24 protein-coding genes are annotated in these 26334 nt (G+C 63.0%); 17 read left to right on the top strand and 7 right to left on the bottom strand.

Annotated elements, in window-relative coordinates:
* Window positions 1-12: 12 nt before the first annotated feature.
* Window positions 13-1440, bottom strand: a complete 1428-nt coding sequence (locus ACFSJC_RS16745; protein ID WP_386028343.1) for a cryptochrome/photolyase family protein — start codon at window positions 1438-1440, stop codon at window positions 13-15.
* 111 nt (window positions 1441-1551) lie between these two features.
* Window positions 1552-2484: a histone deacetylase family protein gene (locus ACFSJC_RS16740; RefSeq protein ID WP_386028342.1), complete on the bottom strand. Its 933-nt coding sequence runs from the start codon at window positions 2482-2484 to the stop codon at window positions 1552-1554.
* 156 nt (window positions 2485-2640) lie between these two features.
* Between ACFSJC_RS16740 and ACFSJC_RS16735 the strand changes: the two genes are divergently transcribed.
* A complete protein-coding gene (locus ACFSJC_RS16735; protein WP_386028341.1) occupies window positions 2641-5319 on the top strand; it encodes a bifunctional acetate--CoA ligase family protein/GNAT family N-acetyltransferase in 2679 nt (892 codons plus the stop codon).
* Window positions 5320-5401: 82 nt separating this feature from the next.
* Here the strand turns inward: ACFSJC_RS16735 and nadB are convergent, their stop codons facing one another.
* On the bottom strand, window positions 5402-7030 hold the full coding sequence (nadB, locus tag ACFSJC_RS16730; RefSeq protein WP_386028340.1) for an L-aspartate oxidase: 1629 nt from the start codon (window positions 7028-7030) through the stop codon (window positions 5402-5404).
* 242 nt (window positions 7031-7272) lie between these two features.
* On the opposite strand from nadB, the gene rpoE reads away from it, so the two are divergent.
* The 16 genes from rpoE (at window position 7273) to serS (ending at window position 22030) form a co-directional block, all read left to right on the top strand.
* A complete protein-coding gene (gene rpoE, locus ACFSJC_RS16725) occupies window positions 7273-7851 on the top strand; it encodes an RNA polymerase sigma factor RpoE (protein WP_386028339.1) in 579 nt (192 codons plus the stop codon).
* A 125-nt stretch (window positions 7852-7976) separates the two neighbouring features.
* A complete protein-coding gene (locus ACFSJC_RS16720; RefSeq protein WP_386028338.1) occupies window positions 7977-8528 on the top strand; it encodes a sigma-E factor negative regulatory protein in 552 nt (183 codons plus the stop codon).
* Between the two features lie 49 nt (window positions 8529-8577).
* Window positions 8578-9534 (top strand): MucB/RseB C-terminal domain-containing protein, encoded by a 957-nt coding sequence (locus tag ACFSJC_RS16715; protein WP_386028337.1) that lies wholly within the window; start codon window positions 8578-8580, stop codon window positions 9532-9534.
* An 8-nt stretch (window positions 9535-9542) separates the two neighbouring features.
* Complete coding sequence (locus ACFSJC_RS16710; RefSeq protein ID WP_386028336.1) at window positions 9543-10037, top strand: SoxR reducing system RseC family protein; 495 nt, start codon at window positions 9543-9545, stop codon at window positions 10035-10037.
* 11 nt (window positions 10038-10048) lie between these two features.
* Window positions 10049-11476: a DegQ family serine endoprotease gene (locus ACFSJC_RS16705; RefSeq protein WP_386028335.1), complete on the top strand. Its 1428-nt coding sequence runs from the start codon at window positions 10049-10051 to the stop codon at window positions 11474-11476.
* Window positions 11477-11736: 260 nt separating this feature from the next.
* Complete coding sequence (gene lepA, locus ACFSJC_RS16700; protein WP_386028334.1) at window positions 11737-13539, top strand: translation elongation factor 4; 1803 nt, start codon at window positions 11737-11739, stop codon at window positions 13537-13539.
* Window positions 13540-13574: 35 nt separating this feature from the next.
* Entirely contained in the window at window positions 13575-14393 is an 819-nt protein-coding gene (gene lepB, locus ACFSJC_RS16695) for a signal peptidase I (protein WP_386028333.1), read from the top strand.
* 17 nt (window positions 14394-14410) lie between these two features.
* Window positions 14411-14815: a DUF4845 domain-containing protein gene (locus tag ACFSJC_RS16690; protein ID WP_386028332.1), complete on the top strand. Its 405-nt coding sequence runs from the start codon at window positions 14411-14413 to the stop codon at window positions 14813-14815.
* Window positions 14812-15489 carry a ribonuclease III gene (rnc, locus tag ACFSJC_RS16685; RefSeq protein WP_386028331.1) on the top strand — a complete coding sequence of 226 codons (678 nt, stop codon included), beginning with the start codon at window positions 14812-14814 and terminating at the stop codon, window positions 15487-15489. Before ACFSJC_RS16690 ends, rnc begins: the two co-directional genes overlap by 4 nt.
* Window positions 15482-16405, top strand: a complete 924-nt coding sequence (era, locus tag ACFSJC_RS16680; RefSeq protein WP_386028330.1) for a GTPase Era — start codon at window positions 15482-15484, stop codon at window positions 16403-16405. Before rnc ends, era begins: the two co-directional genes overlap by 8 nt.
* A gap of 45 nt (window positions 16406-16450) precedes the next feature.
* Window positions 16451-17200, top strand: a complete 750-nt coding sequence (recO, locus tag ACFSJC_RS16675; RefSeq protein WP_386028329.1) for a DNA repair protein RecO — start codon at window positions 16451-16453, stop codon at window positions 17198-17200.
* Between the two features lie 70 nt (window positions 17201-17270).
* Window positions 17271-18032: a pyridoxine 5'-phosphate synthase gene (pdxJ, locus tag ACFSJC_RS16670; RefSeq protein WP_386028328.1), complete on the top strand. Its 762-nt coding sequence runs from the start codon at window positions 17271-17273 to the stop codon at window positions 18030-18032.
* Window positions 18033-18127: 95 nt separating this feature from the next.
* Window positions 18128-19360 carry a GlgC family sugar phosphate nucleotidyltransferase gene (locus tag ACFSJC_RS16665; RefSeq protein ID WP_386028327.1) on the top strand — a complete coding sequence of 411 codons (1233 nt, stop codon included), beginning with the start codon at window positions 18128-18130 and terminating at the stop codon, window positions 19358-19360.
* A gap of 64 nt (window positions 19361-19424) precedes the next feature.
* Window positions 19425-20084 (top strand): endonuclease III domain-containing protein, encoded by a 660-nt coding sequence (locus ACFSJC_RS16660; protein WP_386028326.1) that lies wholly within the window; start codon window positions 19425-19427, stop codon window positions 20082-20084.
* A gap of 14 nt (window positions 20085-20098) precedes the next feature.
* Window positions 20099-20695 carry a class I SAM-dependent methyltransferase gene (locus ACFSJC_RS16655; RefSeq protein WP_386028325.1) on the top strand — a complete coding sequence of 199 codons (597 nt, stop codon included), beginning with the start codon at window positions 20099-20101 and terminating at the stop codon, window positions 20693-20695.
* 57 nt (window positions 20696-20752) lie between these two features.
* Window positions 20753-22030, top strand: a complete 1278-nt coding sequence (gene serS / locus ACFSJC_RS16650) for a serine--tRNA ligase (protein WP_386028324.1) — start codon at window positions 20753-20755, stop codon at window positions 22028-22030.
* A 169-nt stretch (window positions 22031-22199) separates the two neighbouring features.
* Here serS and ACFSJC_RS16645 read toward each other — a convergent pair whose 3' ends face one another.
* The 4 genes from ACFSJC_RS16645 to ACFSJC_RS16630 form a co-directional block, all read right to left on the bottom strand.
* The gene (locus ACFSJC_RS16645; protein ID WP_386028323.1) at window positions 22200-22691 is read right to left on the bottom strand and encodes a universal stress protein; all 492 of its coding nucleotides are present in this window, start codon (window positions 22689-22691) and stop codon (window positions 22200-22202) included.
* Window positions 22692-22720: 29 nt separating this feature from the next.
* Window positions 22721-24121 carry a TRAP transporter large permease gene (locus ACFSJC_RS16640; protein WP_386028322.1) on the bottom strand — a complete coding sequence of 467 codons (1401 nt, stop codon included), beginning with the start codon at window positions 24119-24121 and terminating at the stop codon, window positions 22721-22723.
* Window positions 24118-24663, bottom strand: a complete 546-nt coding sequence (locus ACFSJC_RS16635) for a TRAP transporter small permease (protein ID WP_386028321.1) — start codon at window positions 24661-24663, stop codon at window positions 24118-24120. Before ACFSJC_RS16635 ends, ACFSJC_RS16640 begins: the two co-directional genes overlap by 4 nt.
* A gap of 126 nt (window positions 24664-24789) precedes the next feature.
* Window positions 24790-25785, bottom strand: a complete 996-nt coding sequence (locus ACFSJC_RS16630; protein ID WP_386028320.1) for a TRAP transporter substrate-binding protein — start codon at window positions 25783-25785, stop codon at window positions 24790-24792.
* Window positions 25786-26334: the final 549 nt, after the last annotated feature.

Genomic DNA, 26334 nt, shown 5'->3' with positions numbered 1-26334 from the left:
GTCCCTCGTCGCTCATTTGAGTGTCTCCCAGGCAGCGAGCGCCAGCTTGCGCGAGGTCGCCAGATCCACCATGGGATGCGGATAGTCGGTGCCGAGCGTCACCACGGCCGCCGTTAGGACCGCCGTGGGTGCCGTCCAGGGTTGGTGCAGATACTTGAGCGGCAGACGTGCGAGCTCGGGGCACCAGTGTTTGACGTAGGCACCGTCCGGGTCGAAACGCTGACCTTGCAGGACTGGATTGAAGACTCGGAAATAGGGTGCCGCGTCGGCGCCGCAGCCGGCGGTCCATTGCCAACCGAGCGTGTTGCTGGCCAGGTCGGCGTCGACCAGGGTGTCCCAGAACCAGTCCGCGCCTTTCTGCCAGGGCAGCAACAGGTTCTTGGTCAGGAAGGAGGCGACCAGCATGCGCGCCCGGTTGTGCATCCAGCCGGTGTGCCAGAGTTCGCGCAGTCCCGCGTCGACCATGGGAATGCCGGTGCGGCCTTGGTGCCAGGCCTCTAGTCGGGTATCCGTGCCGTCCTGCTTCCAGGGGAAGTCGGCGAAACGGGGATTCAGCGGCTCGGTCGGCGTCTGCGGGAAGTGGTAGAGCAGGTGATGGGCGAACTCGCGCCATCCGACCTCGCGCACGAAGGGCTCGGCCGGATCTTCGGTCGGGTCCGCAGCGCGGGCGCGTGTCAGCTCCAGCAGGCGACGCGGACCGATCTCACCGAAATGCAGGTGGGGCGAGAGTCTGGATGTGCCAGGCACGTCCGGTCGGTCGCGGTCCTCGCCGTAGCGCTCCAGCCGGGCGTCGAGGAAGCGGGTGGCCATGTTGAGCGCGGCCTGTTCGCCTGGCGTCCAGGACGCTTGGAGTCCGGCATCCCAGTCGATGCGGGGGCAAAGGGCCAGATCCTCGATCGCGAGCCCGGGGGATTCGATGCTCGCCCATTGGATGTCTTGGGCTGTCGCCGTCGGTCGGATGTCCGGGAGGCGTCTCGCCGCATTGCGCCAGAAGGCGCTGAAGACCCGGTAGGGCTGGCCTTGTGCGGTGAGAATTTCCCAAGGCTCGAACAGTAGGGATGCATTGTGGCTCTCGCAACGCAGTCCGTCGGCCCTGAGCGCCTGCTTGATGGCGGCGTCCCGCTCCCGGATGCGCGGGTCGTAGAGTCGGTTCCAGTGGACCTCGGCGGCGCCGGTCGCGGCGACGATGCGTCGGAGTTCCGCGAGGCTGTCGCCTCGGGTGATCCATAGCCGGGTTCCCCGCTCTTGGAGCGAGCGATCCAGGGACTGGAGGCTGCGATGCAGCCACCAGCGGCTCGCTGCGCCGGGCGCCCAGGGTGCCTCTTCGTGTGGCGCATGGATATAGACGGGCAGGACGGGGCTGCCGCTCGCCAAGGCGGCAGCCAATGCGGGGTTGTCGTCGAGACGCAGATCGCGTCTGAACCAGAGGATCGCGGTCATCCTGAGCCTTCGATTGGGGCGGTTTGTCCGACGGACGTCATTGCAACCGATGGGGTGGACGTCTATTCTAATGCTGCATTGCAGCACCCGAATTCAGACCATGCGGCCGGTTCAGACATGACCGATCAGTTCGTCGATGTGGGTGCTGACGCAACGTCCGAGCGCAGATAGCGTATATCCCCCTTCGAGACAGGAGACCACCCGCTCTTTGCAGTACTTCGTCGCCAGCTTGTGGATCTCTCGCGTGATCCACCCAAAGTCTGCCTCGCGTAGATTGAAGTGAGCCATATCGTCTTCGACGTGTCCATCGAATCCGGCCGACACCATGATCAATTGAGGGGCGAAGGCATTGAGTCTCGGAAGCCAGCTGGCTTCGACCTTCGCCTTGAAGGCCTCTCCGTCGGTCAATCTCGGCATCGGCAGGTTGACGACGTTCGGTGCAACGCTATCGGCTCCGGTCCCTGGATAGAAGGGATGCTGAAAGCTGGAGCAGAAGAGGATGCGCTCGTCCCCGGCGAAGATCTCTTCGGTTCCGTCCCCGTGATGCACGTCGAAATCGACGATGGCGACCCGCTCCAGGCCGTGGTGCTCCAGTGCGTGGGCCGCCCCGATGGCGACGTTGTTGAAGATGCAGAAACCGCTGGCCTTGGCGCGTCCGGCATGGTGGCCGGGTGGGCGTACACTGCAGAACGCGGTGTGATAGCGATCGCCCATGACCAGATCCACGCCGAGTATGGCTGCGCCGGCGGAGTGCAGCGCGGCCTCCAGGGAATGGCGGTTCATCGCTGTGTCGCCATCGATCCAGGTCAGGGCGTCGTCTGTCTTGGGCGCAGCGTCCATGATGCTCTGGATGTATGCGCGATCGTGGACGCGGGCGAGTTGATCGATGGTCGCTGCGGGCGAGTCAAAATGAGTCACCAGCATCTCCATCCCCGACGCGATCAGGCGGTCCTGGATCGCGTGGAGCCGTTCGGGGCATTCTGGATGATGTGCGCCCATCCTGTGTTCCATACAGGTTTGGTGCGAGATTAAGGCGAGATTCATGGTGGCTCCTCAGGACGCGTACCCGACGCGTGACCCGATGGTCTCGGTACAGGGTGCGTGAGCTAGGCTTCAGATAGTCGATTGCCGCTAGTCGATTGCCGCTCTTCGGCGGCATGACGAGAGATTAACCCCTTTTATGCCTCAGAGGGCAGACCCATGCGTTTGACGGATATTGACCAACTCTTCACCCCGAGTGCCGTAGCGGTGTTCGGCGCGAGCGACAACGAGGGCTCGATCGGTGGCATGGTCTTCCGCAACATCTTCGCGGGCGGCTTCAAAGGCGTCTGCTATGCCATCAACCCCAAGCATGAAGAGGTGAACGGTCAGCCCTGCTACCCCTCGCTGAATGTGCTGGACAAGCAGGTCGACCTGGCCGTGATCGCAACCCCGGCCGAATCGGTGCCGGCGATTCTCGATCAGTGCGGAAGCTATGGGGTCAAGGCGGCCGTTGTCCATTCCGCTGGCTTTGGCGAGCATGGCGAGCGCGGCGCCATCCTGCAGGAGAAAATGGTCGAGGCGGCTCGGCGCAATCGCATCCGCGTGCTGGGACCCAACTGTCTCGGGGTGATGCGCCCTCAGCATGGACTCAATGCCAGCGTCGGTCAGGATCTGCCCCGGCGCGGCAACGTGGCCCTGGTGTCTCAATCCGGCGCCATCTGTACCGCCATGATCGATTGGTCCGAGCCGCGCGGCGTGGGCTTTTCGGCCGTCGTTTCCTTGGGCGCGGCGGCCGATTTGGACTTCGGCGATATTCTCGATTACCTCGCCCTGGATACCCAGACCCAGTGCATCCTGCTCTATGTCGAAGGGGTCCGCAACGCGCGGCATTTCATGAGCGGTCTGCGCGCGGCGGCGCGTCTCAAGCCGGTGATCGTGGTCAAGGCGGGCCGCCAGCCGGCGGGAACCCGCGCCATTAAATCGCACACGGGGGGCTTCGTGGGTTCCGCCGATGTCTTCCGGGCGGTCACCGATCGCGCGGGGGTGGTTCAGGTGACCAATCTGGATCAGCTGTTCTCGGCGGCTCAGGTTTTCGGTACGCGGCGCCGGCTCGCCGGGGATCGCATCGCCATCATCACCAATGGCGGCGGACCGGGCGTCCTGGCGGCGGATCGCGCGGTCGAGCTGGGGCTGTCCCTGGCCCAGTTCAGCGACGCCACGCGCCAGAAGCTGGAGCAGGCGCTCCCGGACTATTGGTCGCACGGCAATCCGATCGATATCATCGGCGACGCCCCGCCCGAGCGCTATCGTATCTCGCTCGACGCCTGTCTGGCCGATCCCGAGGTGGACGGCGTGCTCTGTATCCTGGCGCCCTTGATTTTCGGGGATCCGGTCGCGACCGCCCGTCACCTGGTCGAGGCGTCGAAGAGCAGCCGCAAGCCCGTGCTCGCCTGTTGGATGGGCGGCAATCGTGTCGCCGAGGCCCAGGCCCTGCTGTCCGAGCACAACGTCCCTCATTTCGACAATCCAGAGGCTGCGGTCGAGGCGTTGTCCTTCCTCGCCGCGCATGAGCGCAATCAGAAGCTGCTGATGCAGTCACCCTCGCCGCTGTCCTATGAGGATCCGCCGGACGTCGAGGGCGCGCGACTCATCATCGAGGGCGTCATGGCCGAGGGGCGCAAGGTGCTCGGAACGGTGGAGGCCAAGGCGATCCTGTCCGCCTTCCGTATCCCGACCATGCAGGCGGTGCTGACCCGTACCCCCAACGAGGCCCTGATGGCGGCCGAGGCGCTGGGATTTCCGGTGGTGATGAAGATCAACTCGCCGGATATCGAACACAAATCGGATGTCGATGGGGTCAAGCTCAACATCGATGACGCCCAGTCGGTTCGGCGCACCTTCACCGAGATCCTGGAGCGCGCCAAACGGTTGCGCCCAGAGGCCCGGATGGATGGCATCACGGTCGAGCACATGGTGTCGAGTCGCGCCGCGCGCGAGTTGATGACGGGCGTCTTCCGCGACAAGATCTTCGGCCCGGTGATTAGCTTCGGCTCGGGCGGAACCAAGGTGGAGGTCCTGCAGGATCTGGCCCTCGGTCTGCCGCCGCTGAACGCCTTCATCATCCAGACGATGATCGATCACACCCGAATCGCGCGTCTGATGGGGGCCTTTCAGCACATGCCGCCGATGAACCGGGTCGCGCTGGCTCGGATTCTCCAGCGCGTCTCGGAGATGGTCTGCGAGCTGCCCGAGATCATCGCCATGGATATCAACCCATTGATCGGGAACGATAAGGAGGTCATCGCCGTCGATGCGCGGATCAAGGTCGAGTATCGCCCGCCGCAGCAGCCGACCTATGGTCACATGGCCATCCATCCCTATCCGAGTCATTTGATCGAGCGGGTCCAGCTCCCGGACGGCAAGGACTTGGTCATCCGTCCGATCCGGCCCGAGGATGCGGAGATGGAGCAGGATTTCGTGCGCGGGCTTTCGGAGCAGACCAAGTATTTCCGTTTCATGCAGGCGATCAAGGAACTGACCCCGGAGATGCTGGTACGCTTCACCCAGATCGATTACGACCGCGAAATGGCCCTGATCGGCGTGGTCGAGTACGAGGGTTCGGAGGCCGAGGTGGGCGTCGCGCGCTACATGTCGCGTCCCGGCGGTGAGGCCTGCGAGTTCGCGATCGTGGTGTCGGACACCTGGAAGAATCTAGGCATCGGCGCGCGCTTGATGCGCTCGCTGATGCAGAACGCGCGTCTGCGTGGTTTCCGCCTCATGGAAGGGGAGGTCCTGACCGCCAATACCCGCATGCTGGCCCTGGTCAAGTCGCTTGGATTCCGCATCGAGAGCGATCCGCAGGATATGGCCGTCAAGCTGGTGACCAAGATACTCTGACACCCGGGTATTCGCGCTTTGGCGCGCGCGGAGCGGCGGTGCGCTCCGCGCGCGATTCAGGCTGGATTCGACGCTGGCGCGGTCATTCCCGATCACGCGGCTGATAGGTATCCGGAATCAGAATGGTCGGGCCGTGCTGGTTCTTGTCCTTGAAGGGGAAGTCGAGCGTGTAGTGCAGTCCTCGGCTTTCGCGACGGCGCAGTGCGGATTGGATGATGAGGTTCGAGACTTCCTGTAGATTGCGCAGCTCGATGAGGTCGTTGCTGACCCGGAAGTTGCTGTAGTACTCGATGATCTCCTGCGCCAAGAGCTCGGTGCGGCGCTTGGCGCGTCTCAGTCGCTTGTTGGTGCGGACGATTCCGACGTAGTCCCACATGAAGCGGCGCAGCTCCTCCCAGTTGTGGGTGACCACCACCTCCTCGTCGGGTTCGGTGACGCGGCTCTCGTCCCAGTGCGGGACCTCGACCGGATCCGGGTACCGGCCCATCAGCCGCTCGATGTCCTGCGCGGCCGACTCCGAGTAGACCAGGCATTCCAGCAGCGAGTTGCTGGCCATGCGGTTGGCGCCATGCAATCCGGTATAGGCCGTTTCGCCGCTCGCATAGAGGCCGAGCAGGTCGGTGCGCGCATGATGGTCGACCATAACCCCGCCGCAGGTGTAGTGTGCGGCGGGAACGACGGGGATGGGCTCGCGGGTGATATCGATTCCGAGTTCGAGGCAGTGCGCGTGGATGGTGGGGAAATGTTCGACGACGAAGTCCGAAGGGCGATGCGAGATGTCCAGGTAGAGGCACTCCGACCCCAAGCGCTTCATCTCATGGTCGATGGCGCGGGCCACGACGTCTCTTGGGGCCAGTTCGGCTCGGGAGTCGAAGCGCGGCATGAAGCGCTCGCCGTCTGGCAGCAGGAGTCTGGCGCCCTCGCCGCGCAGCGCCTCGCTGATGAGGAAGGTGCGGGCCTCCGGGTGATAGAGACAGGTCGGGTGGAACTGCATGAATTCCATGTTGGCGACCCGGCAGCCGGCCCGCCAGGCCATGGCGATGCCGTCTCCCGTGGAGACGTCCGGGTTGCTGGTGTAGAGATAGACCTTGTTGGCCCCGCCGGTGGCCAGGATCACGAAGCGCGCGAGGAAGGTCTCGACCTGGCCGGTTCCGCGATCGAGAATATAGGCCCCCAGGCAGCGATTTTGCTCTTGGCCTGGGTGGTGTCTGGAGGTGATGAGATCGACCGCGATATGTTGTTCGTACAGCGTGACGTTGCTTTTGGCTCGGATTCTGCCCTCAAGGGTGTTGGCGACCGCCGCTCCGGTGGCGTCTGCGGCGTGGACCACGCGACGATGGGTGTGTCCGCCCTCGCGTGTGAGGTGGTAGCCGCCGGCCGAGACGTATTCCTCGTCGCGGGTGAACTCGACCCCTTGGTCGAGCAGCCAGCGGATGTTGGCCGGTCCGCGCTCGACGACGAAGCGCACCGCCTCGGGGTCGCACAGTCCGGCCCCGGCCTTGAGCGTGTCTTGCACGTGCGACTCGATGGAATCCTTGGCGTCGAGCACGGCGGAGATGCCGCCCTGGGCGTAACGGGTACTACCCTCGATCAACTCGCGTTTGGAGACGACCGCGACCGAGAGGTCGTCGCGCAGTCGCAAGGCGAGACTCAGTCCCGCAGCACCGCTGCCGAGGATCAGGACGTCGTGGCGAAAATAGTTTGCGGACATGGAATCACTCGTATGAAGGGCGGACGCTCTGCCGGCCCCGGGCGGCGGCGGTTCGCCAACTGCTGCGTCGATGGCCTGTCGCCATCCGGTATTGCAAGGGCTTTGCGATCGCGGCCTGGGTCAAAATACCGCACTTTATTCGACTTGAATCGGCCGCATCCGTTCGCGGCCCAGAACTTCCCTTTCGGTGGATTGTCCATGCCAACGGAACCCATGGCTAGATGCCATACGGGGCCTGTCCTATGACGGAGCGTCAAACCGACCAAGAATTGGTGGTGCGCGCTCAGTCGGGAGACAAGCGCGCCTTCGACCTGCTGGTCCTCAAATACCAGCAAAAGGTATCTAACCTGATTTCGCGATATCTCAGAGATCCGAGTGAAGTCTTGGACGTGACCCAGGACGCCTTTCTCAAGGCCTATCGCGCACTGCCCGGATTTCGCGGCGAGAGTGCCTTCTATACCTGGCTTTATCGGATCGCTGTCAACACGGTCAAGAACCATCTGGTGGCGCAGGGCCGCAGGCCGCCGGGAGATGATGTCGAGACCGAGGTGGCTGAGCAGATGGACGGAGGCGGTCGGCTGCGCGATTCCGCAACGCCCGAGCGGGCTCTGCTGACGGACGAGATCGCGCGCACCATTCAGGGCGCGCTCGACGATCTCCCGGAGGATCTGCGCACGGCCATCATGTTGCGCGAATTCGAGGGTATGAGTTACGACGAGATCGCGACGGCGATGGAGTGCCCGATCGGAACCGTCAGATCAAGGATCTTCCGCGCCAGGGAGGCGATCGATAAGCGGCTGCGGCCATTGCTCGAGGCATGAGCGATGGCGTGGTCCAAAACAGACATGGCGATGACTCGCGGGAGGGTCGTCATGGCGACAAGGCTGAGGCGAATACTCGATCTCGATATGACAATGGCATAGATAATCAGCTCAGGCGTGAGACGATGACCGACGAGCACAAACAGCGACTTTCGGAACTTCAGGATGGCGAGCTCGACTCCACGAGCGTGACGCGATTGCTCGATGACTTCGCGTGCGACCCCTCGTTGCGCGGGAGTTGGGAGCGTTACCACCTGATCGGCCAGGCGATCCGAGGAGAACCCCTGGACCTTGAGCATAGGCGGATCGCCGATGCCGTTCGGTGCGCATTGGATGGCGAGCCTGTCATTTTGGCGCATCGCCGCAGGCGCTGGCCCGGGCGCCAGCAATTGCAGCGTGTGGCCGGGATGGCGCTAGCCGCCTCGGTTGCCTTCGCGGTTTTCCTCATGGGGCCGATGTTCTATCAGGATCTGTTGCAGGACGACCAGCCGGTCGTTTCCTCGCCTCGCTTCGTCGAGCGTGCCGTGGCGCCGGCTCAGCGCTGGCATCTCAATCGCTCGGACGTGGCCAATAAGCTCGACCTCTTCCTAGTGACCCACCAAGCGACGGCGCCGACGACCGGGGCCAAGGGCATGCTGCCATATGCGACACTCGTCGGTTATGAACTGCCGCGTTGATCGGCAAGGGGGGCTTCGTGTGAGCGGAGCGGCCCTGAGACGCGCGCTCGTGTGTTTTGGAGTTGGGATCTGCGGTTTCGGGGCTGCGCCCTGGACCTTCGCTGGAGGCCAGGAGGCGAGCGAGGTGGTCGCCACGCCCGCCGAGGACGTGAGCGCGCTGCTTGCGCGGATGGCCGAGGCGGTACGCGTGCTGAGCTACGAGGGCACCGTCGTCTATCTGCATGAAAATCGTTTGGATGCCTTGAGTCTGATGCATCGTGTCGAGAACGGGCAGGTCCAAGAGCGTCTCATCTCGTTGAGCGGCCCCGTTCAAGCGACCGCCCGCCAGCATGATCGCGTCATGTGCGTGTTGCCCAACGGTCACCCGATTTCGGTCGAGGCCGAGAACGGTCCCGGTTTTCTCGATGCCAAGGGCATCGACCCGACGGTTCTGGGGCGCTATTACCGGATCGTGGCGCTCGGGTCCGCGCGCGTCGCCGGACGCGATACGGACGTGGTCGGCATCATCCCGCGCGACAACTTGCGTTATGGATACCAGTTCCACATCGATCGCAAGACGGCCTTGCCGCTCAAGTCCGACCTGATCGATGCCAATCGGGAGCCGCTCGAACAGCTGATGTTCACCGCCATCAGTCTTCAGCCCTCGGATGGGGAGCCCCCTCGGGACGATCCGCCCTCGGTGCGCAACGCCCCGGTCGCCGGGAGCGAGGGTGAGTGGCGCTTCGAGGATCCTCCGGCTGGGTTCGAGTTGGTGATGCATAACGGCTTGAAACAGACGGACGACTCGACGGTCGAGCATTACCTCTTCACGGATCGCCTCTCGTCCTATTCCATCTATATCGAGGCGGGTGCTTCGGATGGTCTGGAAGGCGCCGCCAATATCGGCGCCGTGCACGCGGTTGGCCGTCGTGTCGATGGGCATCAGGTGACGGTGGTCGGGGAAGTGCCCTTGGAGACCGTTCAAACCGCTATCGCCGGCGTGCGTCACGCACGCTCGGCGCATTGAGGCGCGAGATGATCGAACAAGAGGGAACCGTGGTCGCCGTTATCGGGCGGTATGCGCGGGTTCGTACCGAGCGTCGTGGCGCTTGCGGCAACTGCTCGGTGAGCAACGCCTGCGGGACCTCTTTGCTGGAACGTTTCTTCGGACGGCGTCCGGGCGAACTGACCCTGCTCAATGTGCCGAGTGCCGGCGTCGGCGAGCGGGTCGTCGTCGGAGTCAGCGAGCAGGGATTGTTGCGCGCTTCGATCGCCGCCTATCTCGTCCCGGTGCTTGCGCTGATCGGTGGGGCGATGATTGGCGACACCTGGGGCGGCGATTATCGCGGTATCGCGAGTCTTCTGGGTGCGGGTTTGGGGCTGACGCTGGCATTGCTTTGGCTGCGTCGCTACAGTGTCTTATCGGTGCGGCACCCCGAGCGCCAGTCATTGATCCTCAAACGATTAGAACCCCATTCGATCGCCGTCGCAGTGCCTGCGGCGCATTGCCAAACGCGCGATCGCGATTAACGGAGCCGTCCATGCGATCCTCACCAGCCCTGTCACTCGCCTTTATCGCCCTGTTCTGTTGCGCACTGGCGCCTGGGATGGCCGTCAGTCGCGAACTTCCCGACTTCACCGCGCTCGTTGCCAAGAACGGGCCGGCCGTCGTGAACATCAGCACCAAACAGACGACGACCGCCACCACGCCCGGCCTGCGCGGCTTTTCGATTCCGGATCTGCCCGACGACAGTCCGCTCCAGGACTTTTTCCGCCACTTCTTCGGTGAGGAGGGCGAGCTTCCGGACGACACCATTCAGGCCCGTTCGCTTGGGTCGGGCTTCATCGTGTCCTCGGACGGTTACGTGTTGACCAACTCGCATGTGGTCGAAAGTGCCGATGAAATCGTGGTGCGTACCAGCGACCGTCGCGAATTTGTCGCCAAGTTGGTCGGGACCGACAAGCGTAGCGACATCGCACTCCTCAAGGTGGACGGAACGAATCTGCCCGCAGCTCGGATCGGCTCCTCCAAGGATCTGCAGGTCGGCGAATGGGTGCTTGCGATCGGTTCTCCATTCGGCTTCGAGTCCTCGGCGACGGCGGGTATCGTCAGCGCCAAGGGGCGCAGTCTGCCGACCGAGAACTATGTACCCTTCATCCAGACGGATGTCGCCATCAACCCAGGTAACTCGGGCGGACCCCTGTTCAACCTCGACGGCGAGGTGGTCGGCGTCAACAGTCAGATCTACAGCCGCACCGGTGGCTTCATGGGGTTGTCCTTCGCCATCCCGATCGACGTCGCGATGGACGTGGTCAATCAGCTCAAGACCAAGGGGCGTGTCAGTCGGGGATGGCTCGGCGTCTTGATCCAGGACGTGACCCGCGAGCTGGCCGAATCCTTCGGGATGCCTCAACCGAGAGGGGCGCTGGTGGCTCAGGTGCTGCCGAACAGCCCGGCCGAGGCGGCCGATCTGCGCCCGGGTGACGTCATCCTCAGCTTCAATGGGCGCGATGTGGTTACCTCCAGCACCTTACCGCCGTTGGTCGGCGAGACGGCGGTCGGTGCCGAGGCCAAGTTGCAGGTGTTGCGACGCGGTGAGAAGGTCGATCTGAGCGTGAAGATCGAGGAGCTCCCCGATGATGAGCAGGCCGCATCGCCCAGTCAGGCTCCGACGGAGGAGCCGGCCAATCGGGTGGGACTGGTGGTGCGCGATCTGACCGCCGATCAGCGTCAGCAGTTGGGTCTCGCGCAAGGCGGCATCCTGGTCGAGGGCGTGGATCCGGGGCCGGCGGATGATGCGGGAATCGCGCCGGGCGATGTCATTCTCATGTTCGACAATCAGCCGGTCGCGAATGTGGCCGGTTTCAATCAGATCCTGGATGCGGTTTCGCCGGGCAAGCCCGTGGCGGTGCTCGTGCAGCGCGGAGAGAGCCGCATGTTCTACGCGATCAAGGTCCCCAAGAGCTGATTCCGGCGCGGGATTCGTGGGCCATTCGTCGCGCGTGCGGCGGATGGCCCGATCGTTTGATTGCGCTCGATTCCTTCAGGTCTGCTACTATTGCGCGTTCTTCAGCGCACAGTCTCCTTCGTGATTGGCCGTTTCGGACCCGATCTCTCGTTTCCCGATGGTCCTCCGAAGGCTCGATCGGCGTCTTCCCATGGATTTCGATCCGTTTCGGCGGCGTCTGGCGTACCGCTTTCATTTGCCTCTGGGCCTCCTGACTATCGATGACCGACCTCAGTCATATCCGTAATTTTTCGATCATCGCTCACATCGATCATGGAAAATCGACGATCGCCGATCGTTTCATCCAGATCAGTGGGGCACTCAGCGACCGTGAGATGTCCAGCCAGGTGCTGGACTCCATGGACCTGGAGCGCGAGCGAGGCATCACCATCAAGGCGCAGAGCGTGACGCTCGACTTCCGTGCGCACAACGGCGAGATCTATCAGCTCAACTTCATCGACACCCCCGGGCATGTCGACTTCTCCTATGAGGTCTCGCGTTCCCTGGCGGCCTGCGAGGGCGCGCTGCTGGTGGTCGATGCCGCTCAGGGTGTCGAGGCCCAGAGCGTGGCCAATTGCTATACGGCGATCGAGCAAGGACTGGAGGTGATTCCGGTTCTCAACAAGATCGATCTGCCCTCTGCCGAGCCCGAGCGGGTCATCAACGAGATCGAGGAGATCATCGGTCTGGAGGCCCAGGACGCCCTGCGTGTCAGCGCCAAAACGGGGGAGGGCATTCCCGAGCTGTTGCAGATGCTGGTCGAGCGGGTTCCTCCGCCGCAAGGCGACGTGGAGGCGCCGCTCCAGGCGCTCATCATCGACTCCTGGTTCGACCCCTATGTCGGCGTGGTATCGCTCGTGCGGGTCGTCAACGGGACCATTCGTCGCCGCGACAAGATTCTCATCATGTCGACCGGTCGCTCCTTTCAGGCCGACAACGTCGGTGTCTTCACACCGAAGAAGACCGAGCGCGAGCGTTTGTCGGCGGGCGAGGTCGGCTATCTCATCGCCGGCATCAAGGAGATCGACGGCGCTCCGGTGGGCGACACCATCACGCTGGCCGACCGTCCCGCGCAGAAGCTGCCCGGATTCAAGGAGGTCAGACCCCGGGTGTTCGCCGGTCTCTATACGGTCGTCTCGGATGATTACGAGGACCTGCGCGAGGCATTGGGAAAGCTGCGTCTGAACGATGCGGCGCTGAATTACGAGCCCGAGGTGTCCCAGGCGCTCGGATTCGGCTTCCGCTGCGGCTTTCTCGGCATGCTGCACATGGAGATCATCCAGGAGCGGCTGGAGCGCGAATACAATCTGGATCTCATCACCACCGCGCCGACCGTGGTCTACGAGGTGTTGCGCACGGACGACGAGGTGGTCCGCATCGACAATCCGTCCGATCTGCCCGACTCGGGCAAGATTCGCGAGGTCCGTGAGCCCATTATCGAGGCGCATATCCTGGTGCCCCAGGATTATCTGGGTGCCGTGATCACGCTCTGTATCGAAAAGCGCGGGGTCCAGAAGCAGATCCATTATGTCGGCGGCCAGGTCCAGGTGACCTACGAACTGCCGATGAGCGAGGTGGTGCTCGACTTCTTCGACCGCCTCAAGTCCTGCAGCCGGGGTTTCGCCTCCTTCGAGTACGAATTCAAGCGCTTTCAGTCGTCCGATCTGGTCAAGCTCGATATCCTCATCAATGGCGACAAGGTGGATTCGCTGTCCTCCATCGTCCACCGCTCACTGTCGCAGTCGCGCGGACGCGATGTGACGGAACGCATGAAGGAAATCATCCCGCGTCAGATGTTCGAGGTGGCGATCCAGGCGGCGATCGGCTCCAAAGTCATCGCTCGGACCACGGTGAAGGCGCTACGCAAGAACGTGACCGCCAAGTGCTATGGCGGAGACGTGTCCCGTAAGCGCAAGCTGTTGGAGAAGCAGAAAGAGGGTAAGCGCCGCATGAAGCAGGTCGGCAAGGTGGATATTCCCCAGGAGGCCTTCCTTGCTGTGCTGCAATCGGGCAAAGATAATTAATCTCTTGGAATGAGAACTAAGTGACAGAGTCGACCATGACCTTTGATTTTCCGGCTTTTTTGGTGTTGGCGTCCGTTCTGACCGGCGGTATTTGGCTAGTCGACGCCCTCGTTTTCGCCCCACGGCGTCGTCAAGCGGGCGAGGCGGGTACGCCCTCCAAGGAGCCGGTTCTGGTCGAGTATGCCCGCTCCTTCTTTCCTGTGATTTTCGCGGTGCTCATCCTGCGTTCCTTCCTGGTGGAGCCCTTCCGTATTCCGTCCAACTCGATGATGCCGACCCTATTGACCGGTGATTTCATCCTGGTCAACAAATTTTCTTACGGTCTGCGTCTGCCGGTGATCAACGCCAAGTTCCTCGATCTTGGCGAGCCGCATCGCGGCGATGTGGTGGTCTTCCGCTATCCGCTGGATCCCAAGGTCGACTACATCAAACGCGTCATCGGTCTGCCTGGGGATAAGGTCTACTACCGCAACAAGACGGTGTTGGTGAACGATCAACCGATGGCGCAGCTGCCGGTCGGCGAGTACACCGGGGTTGGCTCGGGACGTGAGATGACCGGTGCGCGCGAGGCGCTGGAGAGTCTCGATGGAGTGGATCACAGTATTTTGACGCGCCCCGCTGCGCCCGATCTTCCCTTCGGTTGTCAGGTCCTTGCGCTTGGTCCCGTCGTCGTGCCGCCCGGGCATTACTTCGTGATGGGCGACAATCGGGACAACAGCAACGACAGCCGTTGCTGGGGGTTCGTCCCCGAGGAGAATCTCGTCGGCAAGGCGTTCGGTATCTGGATGCATTGGGACGGACGGCGTGACGGCTTCCCGATCGCCTGGTCGCGGTTGGGGAGCGGAATCGATTGATTTCGGAGCATATCGATATGTCGAGTTCATGGGTTGGTGTTTCGCGCCTGGGGCCATCGCGTCAGGCCGGCTTGGGTCTGTTCGGTTTCATCTTCGTGATCGGGTTGGCCGCCTTTTTCGTGACGATTCTCTTGAAGGTCGGTCCGACCTATCAGAATTTCTGGACCGCCCGCACTATCTTGCATGAGGTCGCGAGTCCCAACCAAACGATCGAGGGCGGTGCGCGAGGTATCGCGAGCGCCATTGGAAAGCGTTTGGATATCAATATGATGTCGTTCCCGACTCAGAAAGAATTCACGATCAAGAAGCTCGACAGCAATACCTATCAGGTGACGCTCGACTACGAGCAGCGCGTGCATCTCTTTTTCAACGTCGATGCCGTAACGAGCTTCAAAGACCAGGTGGAAGTCCAGACCCAGTGAACGCTGATCCACGCCGCCTCGCACAGGCATTGGGACATTTCTTTGAGCAGGGCGGTTTGCTCGAACAGGCGTTGACGCATCGCAGCGTCGGGCCTACGAATAACGAGCGGCTCGAATTCCTGGGCGATGCGCTGATCGGGTTCGTGATCGCGGAGACGCTCTGTCTGCGCTTTCCTCAGGCTGACGAGGGAACGCTGAGCCGGCTGCGGGCCTCGCTGGTGAAGCGAGAATCGCTCGCCAAGCTCGCGCGTAGTCTGAAGCTCGGGGAGTACCTACGGCTTGGCGCGGGCGAACTGCGCACGGGCGGCCATGCGCGCGACTCGATTCTGGCCGATGCGCTCGAGGCCGTGTTCGGCGCCGTCTATCTGGATGGCGGCTTCGAGGCTGCACGTACCGTGGTGCTGAATCTGTTTGCAGGTCGGTTGGAGCAAACGGATGCCGCGCATGCCGGAAAGGATCCGAAGACACGTCTCCAGGAGTGGCTGCAGTCGCGCAAGCGTCCGCTGCCCGAGTACGTGGTGCTCTCGATCGGCGGCAATCAACACGACCAAACCTTTACCGTGAGCTGTTTGCTCAACGACGCCAACGAGAGCACCCGGGGCGAGGGCACGAGCCGGCGTCGAGCCGAGCAGGCCGCCGCGCAGGCGATGCTGGAGAAAATCGAGAATGCCTGAATCCAACACTGGGCCCGCTGTCGGACGTTGTGGATACGTTGCCATCGTTGGACGTCCGAATGTCGGCAAATCGACCCTATTGAATCGCATTCTGGGTCAAAAGCTGGCGATCACCTCGCACAAGGCGCAGACCACGCGTCATTCCATTCTGGGGATCAAGACCCGTCCGGAGGGGCAGATCCTCTTCGTCGATACGCCCGGCATTCATCAGCGCGGTGGAAGCGCGCTCAATCGGTATCTGAATCGCTCCGCGCGGGCCAGTCTCGCCGATACGGATCTCGCGCTTCTCGTCGTCGAGGCGTTGCGCTGGACCGATGAGGACCGCGAGGCACTGGAGGCGGTCGTCAAGGCCGGCGTTCCGGTGATCGCCGTCATCAATAAGGTTGACCGAGTCGCCGACAAGACGTCTCTGCTGCCCTATCTACAGACACTCTCCGATCGTCACTCCTTTCTGGCCCTGTTTCCCGTATCGGCGAGCCGAGGGGAGCAGATCGAGGCCCTGGAGCAGGCGGTGGTCGAGGCCCTGCCCGAGGCGCCGGCGGTGTTTCCCGAGGACCAGGTCACGGATCGCTCCGAGCGTTTCTTCGCCGCCGAACTGGTGCGCGAACAGCTGATGCAGCGCTATGGCGAGGAGCTTCCCTATCGCACTACGGTGGAGATCGAGCGCTTCGAGGAGCAGGACGGGCGTTATCGCATCCATGCACTGATCTGGGTCGAGCGTTCGAGCCAGAAGGCCATCATCATCGGCAAACAGGGCGAGGCGTTGAAGGCGGTCGCGAGCCAGGCGCGCCAAGAGATGCAGAAGCTCTTCGATTGCTCGGTTCATCTGGATGTCTGGGTCAAGGTCAAGAAGAGCTGGTCGAGCGACGAGGCCGCCATCGCGAGCCTCGGCTATGGCGGCAACGAGGATCACTGAGCCACTCACTGGGCCAGATCGCGGTTCTTGCGCATCCGGGGCGACATGAGCGGATGTCCCGCAACCTTTCAGGGCGGGCTTTCGCCCGCCTTCGTGCTGCATCGGCGCGATTACAGCAACACGAGCCTGCTGGTCGATCTCTTTGTCGAGGGTCGTGGACGCTTTCCTGCCGTCTGCAAGGGTGCGCGGCGCCCACGCAATCCGGCGAGCGTCTTGCTGCAGCCGTTTCAGCCGCTCTGGCTCGACGCGACCGGACGCGGCGAGGTGCGGACCCTGACCCGCGTCGAGCCGGATGGACCTCCGTTGCCGCTGACGGGCGAGGCGCTATTGGCCGCCTTCTATCTCAACGAACTGCTGATACGCCTGCTCGGTCGGTACGATCCGCATGACCGGCTCTTCGATGCCTACCGGGGCGCGCTTCTCGATTTGGCCGGCGGGTTCGATTTGGAGACCCTGCTGAGACGTTTCGAGCTCGACCTGCTTCGAGAACTCGGATATGGCCTGATTCTGGATCGGGAGATGGCTGGCGACGCCGTGATAGCCGATGCCTGGTATCTGGTCGAGTTGGAAGAGGGCGTGCGTCGGGTCGAGTCGGACAGCGACGGACCGCTGGTCTCGGGTCGGACCCTGATCGCGCTGGCGCGCGGAGAGCCGCTCGAAGATGCGCCGAGGCGCGAGGCCCGCGCGTTGCTGCGGCGCATACTGGCCCCGCATCTCGGCGATCGTCCGCTCAGAAGCCGAGAACTCTATCTCCAATGGCACGGTTCCAAGTCACGCGCAGGACTCGGCGGCTGATGTTCGGTTCCGTTTTCATACTCAGCTGACAGCTGATCGCCCATCTATCTTCAGGAGGCCCTCGGATCTCATGCCATCCGATCACATCGCGTTGTCCGCCAAGTCGGGCGAAGTTCTGCTCGGCGTCAATATCGATCATGTCGCGACCCTGCGTCAGGCGCGAGGAACGCGCTATCCGGAGCCGATCCAGGCGGCGTTGGTCGCCGAGCAGGCGGGTGCCGATGCGATCACCCTGCATCTGCGCGAAGATCGTCGCCACATCCAGGATCGCGATGTGGAACTGCTGCGCGGCATTCTGCAGACCCGTATGAACCTCGAAATGGCGGCGACCGTCGAGATGGGCGATATCGCCTGCCGTTTGCGTCCCTCGGACTGCTGCCTGGTTCCCGAGCGGCGCGAGGAATTGACGACCGAGGGCGGTCTGGACGTGGCCGGGAATCAGCCCTACCTGACTGATTTCTGCGCGCGGCTTGCCGAGGCCGGGGTGCGGGTATCGCTCTTCATCGACGCCACCCCGGCCCAGTTGGAGGCCGCCCATGCGGTCGGCGCGCCCGTGATCGAGATCCATACCGGACACTATGCGGACGCCGATACCCCGGAGGCACGCGCCGCCGAGTTGGAGCGAATCCGCCAGGCGGTGGAGCGGGGGCGCTCTCTAGGGCTGCAGGTCAACGCCGGTCACGGGCTCGACTATCACAACGTCAAGGCGATTGCCGCCATCGAGGGTGTGCGTGAACTCAACATCGGCCACTCGATCATCGCGCGTGCTGTCTTCTCCGGGCTCGATAGCGCCGTGCGAGACATGAAACGCCTCATCAATGCCCAGATTTGAGCGGTCCGTCTGACCGCAGCGCTGGTCTTGGGGCGCACCTCCCCGCTAGACTGTGATGCTTGGCTCAACCGTCCAGCCCTATCCGACGAAAACTCATGTCCGCCGATACACTGATCTTCGTTCTCGCCATCGACCGTGGCGTTGGTCCAGAGCCGCTGACGCTCCACCGCACTAAGGCGGCGGTGCCCTTCGGTGGCAAGTATCGCGTCATCGACTTCACGCTCGCCAACTGTCTGCATTCCGGGTTGCGGCAGGTGCTGGTGCTCACGCAGTACAAGAGCCACTCGCTGCACAAACATCTGCGCGATGCCTGGTCCATCTTCAATCCTGAGCTGGGCGAATTCATCACGGCGGTTCCCCCTCAGATGCGCCGCGCGCAGGAATGGTATGCCGGCCCCTTCGATGCGATCCGCCAAAATCGCTATCTGATCGAGCGCAATCGGGCTAGCCGGGTGCTGATCGTCGATGGTGGTGCCATCTACCGGATGGATTACGCCGAGCTGGTGCGGGCGCATGTCGAGAACCAGGCGCGCATCACGGTTGCGATGCGTGCCGTGCCGGGAGTCGGATCCAGCACCCAGGCGCGTCTGACGCTCGACGCGCACGAGCGGATCACCGACATTCTCCCTCCAACGCATCAGGGACAGGATGAGCGCGATGGCTCGGCTACGGAAGACGCAGAGCATTTCGAGACCATGGGGGTCTATCTCTTCGACAAGGACTTCCTGCTCCAAGAGCTCGATCGCATCGAGGTCGGAGCGCGTCCCGACCAGGATCTGGCGCTGGATATCGTCGCCCCTTTGGTCTCCGAGCAGTCGGTGCTCGGCTACCGCTTCGGTCAGCCCAGGGGGCGCGTGACGCCGGATCGCTACTGGTGCGATCTCGCGACCGTCGACGCCTATTACCGGGCGAACATGCAGTTGCTGCGCGCCGAGCCGCCGATCGATCTCTATCAGGCCGACTGGAACATCCATACCTATCAGGGCCAGTATCCTCCGGCACGGACGGTTCCGGGGCCGGTGACGGGAACCGAGGGCGTCTTCGTCAACTCGATGCTGGCGGCCGGAACCGTCATCAGCGGTGGTGGGGTGAATCACTCCATCCTGCATCCCTGCGTTCAGGTCAAGGATGGCGCGATCGTCGAGGCATCCATCCTCTTCGACGGCGTTCAGGTCGGAGAGGGCGCCCATCTGAATCGCTGTATCGTCGAAAAGGATGTTGTGATCCCGCCGCGCGAACAGATCGGATTCGATCCAAAGCTGGATCGCGAGCGTTTCACCCTGTCCGAGGAAGGGATCGTGGTCGTGACGCGTGGGGTGTGGGATTAGCCGCAGTCGATCGGGGCGGGGCGTTCTTGGCTCGGGCGGCGAGGTTAGGCTCGACCCGAATCTGGTGCATGCCGTCTACTCGAACCTGCTCGCGGTCTACGGTCGGCAAGGTTGGTGGCCGGCCGATACGCCCTTCGAGGTCATGGTCGGCGCGGTGCTCACCCAGAATACCGCCTGGACCAACGTCGAGCGGGCCTTGGAGCGTCTGGCTGAACGCATCGATCTGAGCGCGGAGGCGATCCTGGCGCTCGATGCGGAGACACTGGCGGACGCAGTGCGTCCGGCGGGCTATTTCAATCTCAAGGCCCGACGGTTACGCGACTTCTGCGATTTCTATGTCGCCTCCGGCGGCCTCGACGCCCTGAGTCGGATCGCGACGGACACCCTGCGCGCCCAGCTCCTGGCCGTGAAGGGAATCGGCCCGGAGACCGCAGACGACATGCTGCTCTACGCCTTCGATCGGCCGGTCTTCGTGGTCGACGCCTATACCAGGCGTCTGTTCTCGCGGCTGGGCCAGCTCGCGGGCGACGAGGGATACGAAGGGGTTCGGGCCGCCTTCGAGGCCGTGCTCGGTCCTGACGTCTCGGTGCTCAAGGAGTACCATGCGCTCCTCGTGCGTCATGCCAAGGAGGCGTGCCGGAGTCGCCCCCGCTGTTCGGCCTGCTCGCTGCGTCCAGACTGCCCCGCCGGTTTGGACGCGTTTCCCTTAACGCAAGGCGATTGAACGAAGGACGATCCATGCCCCGAGTCGACAACGAGGCCTTCTATCGTAGCGCCCTGATCGCCCACGGCGAGACCGCCGAGGGCGTGCATTGGAATTCCACCGAGTCGCAGGAGGTCCGCTTTCGGGTCCTGCGCTCGCTGCTGCCGGACGATCTCTCCGATCTGACGCTGGTCGATGCCGGATGCGGGTTCGGCGATCTCTACTGCTATCTCGACCGTCATGGCGAGCGGCCCGAGCGCTACATCGGCCTGGATGTGATGGAGCCGATGGTGCAAGCGGCGCGCAAGCGCACCGGCTGCGAGATTCGCGTCTGCGACATCATCGGAGATCGGTTGCCGTCGGCCGACTACTACCTCTGCAGCGGCGCCATGAACACCCTGACGCGCGAGGAGACCGAGGCGTTCATCCGCAAATGCTACGAGGCCAGCACGCACGGTTTTCTGTTCAATCTGCTGAAGGGCTGGAATACCTCGCCCATCTACAACCTGTATCTACCGCGTGAGATCAAGCGTCTCGGGCTCGACATGGAGGCCGAGGTGGAGATCCGCGAGGGGTATCTGTCCGGGGATTTTTCGGTCGCCTTCATCAAGCCGCGCCCCGACGCGTCCTGATCGGGGCGCAGATTCTCGTCGTGCGATAGATATCTGCATCTTTCTAAGGAATCGATCATGTTAGACCCACGTTTGCTGCGTACCGACCTCGAATTGGTTGCGCAACAGCTTGCCCGTCGCGGCTTCGCCTTCGACACATCCCGCTTCGAATCGCTCGAATCCGAGCGCAAGGATCTACAGGTTCAGGTCCAGGATTTGCAAAATCAGCGCAACACGCGCTCCAAGGCGATCGGCAAGGCCAAGGCCGCAGGCGAGGACATTCAGCCTCTGCTGGCCGAGGTCTCGGATCTGGGCGATCGGCTCAAGGCTGCCGATGCGCGCCTCGCCGAGATCCAGCAGGAGGTGAGCGCCATCAGCCTGGGGCTGCCCAACCTGCCCGACGCCAGCGTCCCAGATGGGCGCGACGAGTCGGCCAACCGCGAGGAGCGCCGCTGGGGCGAGCCGCCTGCATTCGACTTCACCCCCAAGGATCATGTCGACATCGGCGCCGTCAACGGCTGGATGGACTTCGACCTGGCCGCCAAGGTGACTGGGTCGCGTTTCATGGTGCTCTCCGGCCCCATGGCCCGGCTGCATCGCGCCCTGATCCAGTTCATGCTCGACACTCACACCACCGAGCACGGTTACACCGAGACCTATGTTCCCTATCTGGTCAACGCGGACAGCCTTCAGGGAACGGGTCAGTTGCCCAAGTTCGAGGCCGATCTGTTCAAGGTGCCCGGCGAGCGCGATCTCTATCTGATCCCGACCGCCGAGGTGCCGGTGACCAATCTGGTCCGCGACTGCATCCTGGAAGCCGGCGACATGCCGCGCAGGTTCGTCGCCCATACGCCCTGTTTCCGCAGTGAGGCCGGATCCTACGGGAAGGACACCCGCGGCATGATCCGTCAGCACCAGTTCGAGAAGGTGGAGCTGGTCCAGGTCGTGCGCCCCGAGGAGTCCATGCAGGCGCTGGAGGCGCTCACCGGGCATGCCGAGACGATCCTGCAGAAGCTGGGTCTGGCCTACCGGGTCGTGACGCTCTGCACCGGCGACCTCGGGTTCTCCTCGCGCAAGACCTACGACCTGGAGGTCTGGCTGCCGGGGCAGCAGACCTATCGCGAGATCTCCTCCTGCAGCAACTTCGGCGACTTCCAGGCGCGTCGTCTACAGGCGCGCTGGCGCAATCCCGAGACCGGCAAGCCGGAACTGGCCCATACGCTCAATGGCTCGGGTTTGGCGGTTGGGCGCACACTGGTTGCCGTGCTGGAGAACTACCAGCAGGCCGATGGCAGCGTCCTCATCCCTGAGGCGTTGCGGCCCTACATGGGTGGGGTGGAGCGTCTCGGCGCCTGATGCCCCGGCGTTGACCGCTTGCGCGCCCTCGCGGAGGGCGTGCGGAAGACGAGGAAGGAGGCCCGCTGCCCAAGGCGCGGGCTGTGTTTCGAGGGCTTGTGGGTGGCGTCACCCTGAGTGAGGCGAGCAGGGCGTTTCCGCCCTGTGTTTCATCATTCTTTTGCTCGGCTCAATGCGTCAGATTCGGCACCAGCAGCACGGGGATGTGGCTGTGCTGCAGGACCTTGCGGGCGGTGGAGCCGATCGCGGCATGTCCGAGGAGCGAGTGGGTACAGCTGCCCATGACGATGAGGTCGGCGTGCCGGCTCTCGGCGGTTCGGATGATCTCCTCTGACGGCAGGCCGGTCGCGACCTCCAATGCCTCGACGATGTCCGATTCGAGCTTGTTGGCGCTGAGTTCCTCGGCGCAGAATTTGGCTAGACGCTTGTGCATGGTCGCCAAAACCTCCTTCAGTGCGTCGCGCTCGATCGCATGGACGTCCACGTCCGGCAGATAGGCGCCGATCACGGCGCGTCCCGTATTCCCCAACGGTTCGACGACGTGCAGCATGGTGATGCGCGCACCGGTCTTCTCGGCCAGCGCGACGGCGTTGCGGAACACCGGGCGGGTATAGCGCCCGATGTCCGTCGCGTACAGGATGTGCGTGTAGTTCGGCAGCATGCGTATCGATCCTATGTCTAACCCAGCGATCAGTTATAACCCTGCAATTTATCGATATATTCCGGCAGGAACAGCGAAATTTGCGGGACGTAGGTGATCAGCATGAGGAAGCCGAGCAGCAGGAGCATCCAGGGCAGAACCGCCTTGATGACCCAGCCGATACTCTCTCCCGTGATGCCTGCCGTGACGAACAGATTGAGCCCGACCGGTGGCGTCAGCATGCCGATCTCCATATTCACGACCATGATGATGCCGAGATGGATGGGATCAATCCCCAGGTGCGTGGCGATGGGGAAGAGGATCGGCGCCATGATCAGCAGGATCGCCGAGGGTTCCATGAAGTTGCCGGCCATGAGCAGCAGCAGGTTGACCACGATGAGGAACATCCAGGGCGAAAGTCCCCATTCGACGATGGTCTCGGCGATCTGGTGCGGGATGCGCTCGGTGGTCAGCACGTGCGCGAACAGCATCGCGTTGGCGATGATGAAGAGCAGCATGATGGAGACCTTGGCGGCGTCTAGCACCACCTTGCGGACCTCCGGGTGGGCGAAGCTCTGAGGGAGTGCCAACAGCACCTGCCAGGTATTGCGCACGATCAGATGGCCGAATCCCTCGCCCTGTTCGCGCCAGGGGATCGTCTTGAGCGGACCCATGTCGCGATAGCCGATGACGGCGACCAGGAAGGCATAGACCGCCGAGACCGCAGCCGCTTCGGTCGGGCTGGCGACGCCGCCGTAGATGGAGCCGAGCACGATGACGATCAGCAGGATGCCGCCCGAGGCGCTGAAGCCCGAGCCGAGGATCTCGCGCAGTCCGGGCCAGGGTTGCGAGGGCAGTTTCTTGAAGCGTGCGACGATATAGATGGCCAGCATCAGGAGCAGGCCCATCAGCATTCCGGGGACGAATCCGGCCATGAACATCCGTGCCGCCGAGACCTCGGTCGCCGCCGCATAGACCAGCATGACGATCGATGGCGGGATGAGGATGCCCAGGGTTCCGGCGTTGGTGATGACGCCTGCAGCGAACTCCTTGGGATAGCCGGAGCGCACCATGCCCACGATCACGATGGATCCGATGGCGGCAACGGTTGCCGGCGAGGATCCGGAGACCGCCGCGAACAGCATGCAGGCGAGTACCGAGGCCATTGCGAGTCCGCCACGGATGTGGCCGACCACGGATGTGGCGAAGCGGATCAGCCGCTTGGCTACGCCCCCGGTCGAGAGGAAGGCCGAGGACAGGATGAAGAAGGGGATCGCCAGCAGGGTGTAGTGGCCGGACAGCGATTCGAACAGCTTGAGCGTGATCGAGGCCAGCGAGTCGTTCGAGAACAGCAGAATAGTGACGATGCTGGAGAACCCGAGGGCGATGGCGACCGGCACGCCGAGCAGCATGCAGCCGAACAGGAGCAGGAAGAGCGTCGCGGTGGTCATGCCTTGATCTCCTCGCGCTGGATTTCCTCGGCTAGATGCATGCTTTCCTTGGCCTCATCGGTTTGGTTGAAGCCGTTCGCCTTGCCGGTGATGACTGCCCAGAGCAGGATCAGCAGCCGGATCGAGAGGAAAACGAGTCCGATCAGCAGAATGCTTTGAGCGATCCAGGTCGGGACCGGGATGTCCTCCAGCTCGATACCGATGCGTTGCATCTTGCTGAGATAGATCCAGGACCCGTAGATGAAGAGTCCGCAGTAGCCGAGCGAGAGCAGGATGGCCAGCGTGCTGATGAATCGCTGCCCAAGTGGCGAGAAGAGTCTGACGAAGGCGTCGACACCGATATGGGCACCGACCTTGAGCCCGTAAGATGCCCCGAACAGGACGAACCAGGCGGACAGGTAGAGGGTGCCTTCCTGGCCCCAGGTCAATCCGGTGTTGAATGCGAAGCGCATGATCACCTCGGCGAATACCAGTAGCGTCATGGCTACCAGCAGCAACGAGATGATGGCCTCTTCGGTCTTGTTGAGTAGACGAAGCAGCATGTCAAAGATCCAAGCTGGGTGGGCGGGTGTGCCCCGGGGCGGTCATGTGCCCCGAGACGCCCGTGGAGCGGGCGCCAGGCGCCCGCTCCGTTCGCGGAAGATCGCGGCGGTCGAGACCGACGCGAATCAGCGGCGGTTCGCTGCGTAGGCCGCGTCGATGAGATCGGCGCCGATCTCCTTCTCGAACTGCTTCCACACCGGCTTCATCGCCTGCACCCACTGGGCGCGTTCCTCGGGGGTCAGCTCGATGACCTCGCTGCGCTTGGAGTCGATGATCGCCTGGCGATCCTCGATGCCCTTATCGCGTGCGATCTGGTTGCCGTAGATGATGGCCTCGTCCAGTGCGCTCTTGAGCTCGCTACGCAGATCCTCGGGCAGCCCCATCCAGAACTCGGTCGAGGTCACGACCAGATAGTCGAGCAGACCGTGGTTGGTCTCGGTGATGTAGGGCTGGACCTCGAAGAACTTCTTGGAATAGATGTTGGACCAGGTGTTCTCCTGACCGTCGATCGCCTTGGTCTGGAGCAGGGTGAAGACCTCGGAGAAGGGCTTCTTCAGAGGGGTGGCATCGACCGCCTCGAACTGGGCCTCAAGCACGGGCGAGGACATGATGCGGAACTTGAGTCCCTTGGCATCGGCCGGAACGCGCAGCGGCTGGCTGGAGCTGAGCTGCTTCATGCCGTTGTGGAGATAGCCCAGGCCGATCAACCCCTTCTTTTTCATGGAGTTCATCATGGACTGGCCCTTTTCGCTCTGCTGAAAGCGGTCGACCGCGTCCAGATCCTCGAACAGGAAGGGCAGGTCGTAGAGGGCGAGCAGATCCGTGTAGCGGCTGAACTTGGACAGTGCCGGAGCGGCGAGCTGAACGTCGCCAAGCTGCATGGCCTCAAGCACGTTGTCGTCGCCGAAGAGCTGCGAGTTCGGATAGACCTCGACCACGACCCGATCGCCCATGCGTTCCGCGACCAGCTCCTTGAACTTGTTCGCCATCTTGCCCTTCGGCGTGTTCTCGGCGACGACGTGCGAGAACTTGATGACGATCGGCTCGTCGGCTGCGTTGGCCAGGCCGACCATGAGCGTAGAGGCTGCGGCGAGCGCGAATGCGGCTAGGGTTCGTTTCATGCGTGTGTCCTCACGTTGGGGTGTGTGCTGATTCGCCGATCCGTTTGGATCCCGCTTACGTCAGCAAAGAGTGGGCCAGCAGAGTCGAGAGTGGTCAGATCCCTGAAAATTCGGTGGTTAGCCGCGATGCACGACGAGGTGGCTGCGTTCGCGATGGGTGAAAATCCGCCCATTTCGCCGCAGTCGAAGGCGGGAATCCGCCGGTGTGTTCGTGCCTGGCCAAGCGAACTTGTTGATCTGTACCGGTTCGGATGGGGGGCGGAGGAGCCCGCGTAGGGCGCAATAGCGATAGCGTATTGCGCCGTATGGTTGGCAGGCTGCCCACCCCAAGACACAACATGCGCTGCATGCCCCTTGCCCGTCGAATGGCGTCTTTGTGCCACCAACCTAATGGACTTGTGCCAATATCCTTTCGGCGCAATACGCTGCGCTATTGCGCCCTACGAATCGAACCTGCAAGGGCGGCACTGCTTGAGCTTGGTCGTTGGCCTACCAGGCGTGCGCTATCGGCGATGCTTCCGACATCGGAGGTCACTGCCCGGCTTTCCG

This window comes from Thiorhodococcus fuscus (assembly GCF_042682685.1).
Classification (GTDB): Bacteria; Pseudomonadota; Gammaproteobacteria; order Chromatiales; family Chromatiaceae; genus Imhoffiella; species Imhoffiella fuscus.
Note: the sequence above shows the minus strand (reverse complement) of the source record. Positions and strands in the feature narration are given on the sequence as shown.